Here is a 4,454-nt window from a genome sequence, read left to right as displayed (position 1 = left end):
CCATCCCCGACTGTGTTCCTGGACCACTGCGAACAGGGTTGACCCGCCCAGGCAGCAGGAAGCCCGCCGCCCCCGAAGGGGTGACGGGCTAGGACCCGGTCCAGGTGTTCGAGCGGCGGGCCTGCTCGTACACCTTGGCGACCTGCTCCGGGGTCAGGCGCCTGGGTGCCCGCTTGAACGCCGCGGGGATGTCCATCCGGTCCAGGACGGTCACGTCGTCCGGCAGCTGCTTGATGGTGACGTCGGGGATGAGGGTGCCGGTGAGGAAGACCAGCACGGGCCGGACCGGGACTGGCAAGCCCACCGCGGTGGAGAGCAGGCGTTCAGCGCGCTCAGCTTCGTGCCGGCTGTTGCGCAGGTAGGGCACGGAGTGGCCGTCGACCTTGATCGCGTACCGGCCGACCCAGACGCTCTTGCCGGGGTGGGTCTTGGTGTTCACGGTGTAGATCCCGCCGTGGCCGATGAGGACGTGGTCGATGTCGCTGCCCCGGTTGCCGACGGGGACGGCGTGCAGGACGTGCCAGCCGTGCTTGGTCAGCTTGTCCAGCTTGGCCCCGACGGTCTCCTCGCCGTCCGCGCCGACCCGCCAGGCCCGCTCGTCGGTCTTGACGTCGAAGGCCCTGGCCAGGAGGGCGCCCACCTTGGTCCGCTCTCTCATCGTGGCGACATTGACCTTGACCTCGACCTCGGCTTGGGCCTGGGCGGCCTGTCCTGGGCGGTTGCCCGCGAGGTCGGTCCAGGCCGGCTCGGGACGCCCAGGGAGGGCCGTAGCGGCCTGGTGCTCCGAGAGTGGACTGGGCGGGCGTAGGCCTCTGCTGGCGCTTCCGGGGTCGTCAGTGGACTCTGGAAGGCCGTAGGAGTCGGCCAGCGCGGCCTGGCAGGCATCCGCCAGGTCGGGCCGTTCCAGGGTGGTCTGGCCGGTGGTCAGGTCCAGCCAGCCGACCCGCTGCCCGTCGGCGTTCACGTACAGCCGGTCCTTGCCGTACTTCGTCCAGCGGGACACGGTCAGCGCGGTCACCTGGGAGTCCTCGACAGGCGAGGCGGTGGGTTGACCCAGGACTCGACGAGCTGCCCGAGGCATGGCGAAGCCCCGCCGCCCCGAAGGGCGACGGGGCGGTAGTCGTTCAGAACTGGGCGAGTTGGTGCCGCTGCTGGCGGCGCTGCTGCCACGACAGAACCGGTAGATCGGCGGCAGCGAGGTAGGTGACTAGGTCGTTCTTGAACATCGCGCACGGGGCGAAGGCCATCGGCCGGTAGACCCGCCGCACCACCCGGGCGGGCAGCATCATGTTGTCGAAGGTGCCGTAGCCGGTGTTCACGAGGTGGCACTCTGCAGGGTGCTGGGCAGCCGGAGCACCTGCAGGCGTACTGCCACGAGTTCGAGTTCCGTTGGAACAGGCGCCGCTCACGCGCCCGCGGACTGCTGTCCTTCCGCCTGCTCCAGCAGGCCGTGCGGACCGACCCATACCCGTACAAGGAGATCCGCAAGGTCCCGAGCCCACGCACGGAGGACAAGAAACCGATCCCACCAGCAGGGCGGCGGCCCCTCCCGCTCTCACTCGACCAGCCCGATGCGAAGCGCCCGCGGCGCCGCCACTGGCAGGCCAACCCCTGACCTTCCCCGCTGGCCGGTTCTCAGCTGTGCGCCGAGTACTGCCTGGCAAGGACGCCCATGATCACGTCGTCGTGCCAGACGCCGTCAAGCTGGCAGCTCTCGCGCTCTCGCCCCTCCTCCACGAAGCCGCAGCTGCGGTAGCAGGCGATCGCGGGCTCGTTGAAAGCCAGCACGCGGAGATCGACCCTATGCAAGCCCATGTGGCCGAAGGCGTGATCGAGGACAAGCCGGGTGGCCTCGCTGCCGAGCCCGCGGCCGAGCAGCTCCGGGGCGAACATGCCGACGGCGAACCGGGCCTTCCGATCGGCGTCGCTGATGCTGTGGAGGAAGGCGACCCCTGCCAGCGTGCCCTCGACCTCGATTACCCAGTACCGGCCCGACGCGTCCTCGGCCAGACGCAACTGCTCCTGGTACCACTCGTCGGCCTCGCCCGGGGTCATCTCACCGGAGGTGCGTTCGTGGCCGTAGTTCCATTCGATCTCGCGGTGCTAGCCATGCGAACAGCGAGCCTGCACATCGCCAGGCTCGGCAGCCCGGAGGGTCACCCGTGGGCCACGCAAGGTCGGGGCGGTCATGCAGCCCATGGTGCCAGCCTGCTCCTCGTGCGCAGCAGGCACCGCGCGGGCCTTCCCCTGAGGCGATCTCAGCCGCTACATCTTCGCAGTGCGTGGTAACGACATGGATGGCCCATTCGCGCCATTGTCGCCGAGCGCTTCGCGAACCGATCCCCACGAACCCTGGGACGTGGGGTGCGGCACCGGGGCTCTACTGGACCTTGGCGTCCTCGAACCTCGTCAGAGCACCGGGGTCGATCCCAGCCAGCGAATGCTGAACATGTTCGTTCGGAACCACCCCGACGTCGGGCGACTGGTCCCGGCGAGGTTCGAGGACATCGAGGATCTGGCGCCGGACTACGACCTGGCCACGGCGATTGAAGTCCCAAGGATCGACGTCGGGCGGCTGCGAGACTTGTCCACTGATCTCGTGATCCTCACGACCGGCGGCGACGTCATGGTTCTCCCGGGAATAGCAAGATCATGGAGGGAGACGCGGTGGAAGACTGGGGAAGATGGGTTCGTCACGCTGGTCGATCGGCTCGCTGGCACCTACGTCGGTCCTCAGGCAGTGCTCGAAGGTGTCTTCATGCGACTCGGGGAGATCGGCGATGACTATGCCGTGGTGCCCGAGCAGTTCGTCGCCGACGGTGACACCGTCGTCGCGCTCGGGCACCCTCCACGTGTGGACCATGGACGGCGGCAAGGCCGTTGCCTTCCAGCAGCACGTTGACACCATCAGGGTTCGCGAACTCAGCTGGCCGCCCGCGCCGACGGACGCGACCTGACCGGCAGACCCTCGGCGAGCGCCTCGCGTGGATGGCCACTGGTCTTCGTGACCGTCCCGGAAGGCTGGTTCGCTCGTTAGAGGCCATGCAGAACACTTCGGGGCGGTCAGGTGGAAGCGCTGGTGACGGCCGTGTGGAGCGCGTCGCGATTGTCTGCTAGCCAGTCGCGTCGACGATTGATGCGGTCTCCAGCGCCTTCGTCCCACATACGTTGCCAGCCGCCGGCGAAGCGACTGGCCCGCGCTCGCATGAGGAACCAGGTCCGATCAGCGCTGTTGAGCGCCACTTCTGCGACGCGTGCCCGGTCGTGCGGGGCCAGTCCGTAGGCGTCGACCAACTGGGCCGCCCTAGCGATAGCGTCCTCGTCTCGAAGAACCGCTTCGCGATCCTCAGGCGGCATCAGCGGTGCCCACCACAGGAGCAGGTTGCACACCTCATCGACACGGCTGGACGGCTTGAGCATGTCGAAGTCGATCAGTGCGACCGCTCGACCCTCCCGGAAGACCACGTTCTCCGGAGTCACGTCACGATGCCCGATGAACGTCGGGCCGGGACCGATGGCCTCTGGGATACCGGCAGGTGACAGCTCGGGCACGATCCCGTCCGCAGGCAGCCCCCAGCCAACCAGGACGTCATCGAGCGCCCTCAAGAGCACCGCGACGCTGATCGCCCGATCAAGATCAGCGACCCACTCCGGCCACGGGCGGGTGGCCACGTCGCCCTCGATGAACGTCAGCACTTCCCGACCCTCGTCATCTACACCGAGGAATCGAGGAGCCCCACTGAAGCTCGCGAACTCCAGATGCCGCAGAACTCGGTGCACCAACGGGGAGTGAAGGCCCTGCGCCCGACGAACCGTGTCGCCGACCCGAACGATTCCATCGGTGACATCACCACCGAACAGAGGAACCTCGCCGAGTGACTGCTCTTGCTGAGGACGCCACACCTGTCTCGGCACGAAGGGACTTGGCGGCTCAGACACCCTCATAGCATGCTGGCCGGCCGGCCACCGGGCGAGCGAGATCGGCACATCGCATGCACCCTCAGCGGCGCACGCTAACGGCGTTTCTACGTAACCCGGAAACGTGTCATCGGCGACCTCATCCGCAGGATCCAAGGCTGTCATCGTCCGTTTGCCGGTCGCGTCCCGGTCGCGGGGTCTAGCGTCGCCACAACCAACCGCTGGAGGCATCATGTCCAAGTTCCTGTTCGAAGTGAACTACACGCTCGACGGCGTTCGGGGTCTGCTCGCCCAGGGTGGAACAGCCCGCCTCGCGGCAGCCCAGGCGGCCGCTGAGAGCGTCGGCGGCAACATCGAGACGTTCCACTACGCCTTCGGCGTCACCGATCTCTATGTGATTGCGGAGATGCCGGACCACGCTGCCGCGGCTGGGTTCGCGCTGGCGGTGTGTGCTGGCGGTGGGGTGACGACGAAGACGGCGGTGCTTCTCACCCTTGAGGAGGTCGACGCGGCCGCCGCGAAGCAGGTCGGATACC

At 67.7% G+C, this 4,454-nt stretch carries 6 protein-coding genes and 1 pseudogene; 3 read left to right on the top strand and 4 right to left on the bottom strand.

Annotation, left to right across the window (positions count from 1 at the left end):
* Positions 1–88: 88 nt before the first annotated feature.
* Together VIM19_08935 and VIM19_08930 are read right to left on the bottom strand one after the other, a co-directional pair.
* Positions 89–1,018: a nuclease-related domain-containing protein gene (locus VIM19_08935; protein HEY5185005.1), complete on the bottom strand. Its 930-nt coding sequence runs from the start codon at positions 1,016–1,018 to the stop codon at positions 89–91.
* Positions 1,019–1,124: 106 nt separating this feature from the next.
* Positions 1,125–1,319, bottom strand: coding sequence for a hypothetical protein (locus tag VIM19_08930; protein HEY5185004.1), 195 nt, complete (start codon positions 1,317–1,319; stop codon positions 1,125–1,127).
* 26 nt (positions 1,320–1,345) lie between these two features.
* On the opposite strand from VIM19_08930, the pseudogene VIM19_08925 reads away from it, so the two are divergent.
* Positions 1,346–1,615, top strand: a pseudogene (locus VIM19_08925) (hypothetical protein).
* Between the two features lie 20 nt (positions 1,616–1,635).
* On the opposite strand, the gene VIM19_08920 reads toward VIM19_08925, so the two are convergent.
* Entirely contained in the window at positions 1,636–2,055 is a 420-nt protein-coding gene (locus tag VIM19_08920; protein HEY5185003.1) for a GNAT family protein, read from the bottom strand.
* 238 nt (positions 2,056–2,293) lie between these two features.
* On the opposite strand from VIM19_08920, the gene VIM19_08915 reads away from it, so the two are divergent.
* Positions 2,294–2,902: a class I SAM-dependent methyltransferase gene (locus VIM19_08915; protein ID HEY5185002.1), complete on the top strand. Its 609-nt coding sequence runs from the start codon at positions 2,294–2,296 to the stop codon at positions 2,900–2,902.
* A gap of 161 nt (positions 2,903–3,063) precedes the next feature.
* Here the strand turns inward: VIM19_08915 and VIM19_08910 are convergent, their stop codons facing one another.
* Positions 3,064–3,696, bottom strand: coding sequence for a phosphotransferase (locus tag VIM19_08910; GenBank protein ID HEY5185001.1), 633 nt, complete (start codon positions 3,694–3,696; stop codon positions 3,064–3,066).
* A gap of 454 nt (positions 3,697–4,150) precedes the next feature.
* Between VIM19_08910 and VIM19_08905 the strand changes: the two genes are divergently transcribed.
* A partial coding sequence (locus VIM19_08905) for a GYD domain-containing protein (protein ID HEY5185000.1) occupies positions 4,151–4,454 on the top strand: 304 nt, incomplete at its 3' end.

Source organism: Actinomycetes bacterium, from assembly GCA_036510875.1.
Taxonomy (GTDB): Bacteria; Actinomycetota; Actinomycetes; order Prado026; family Prado026; genus DATCDE01.
Note: the sequence above shows the minus strand (reverse complement) of the source record. Positions and strands in the feature narration are given on the sequence as shown.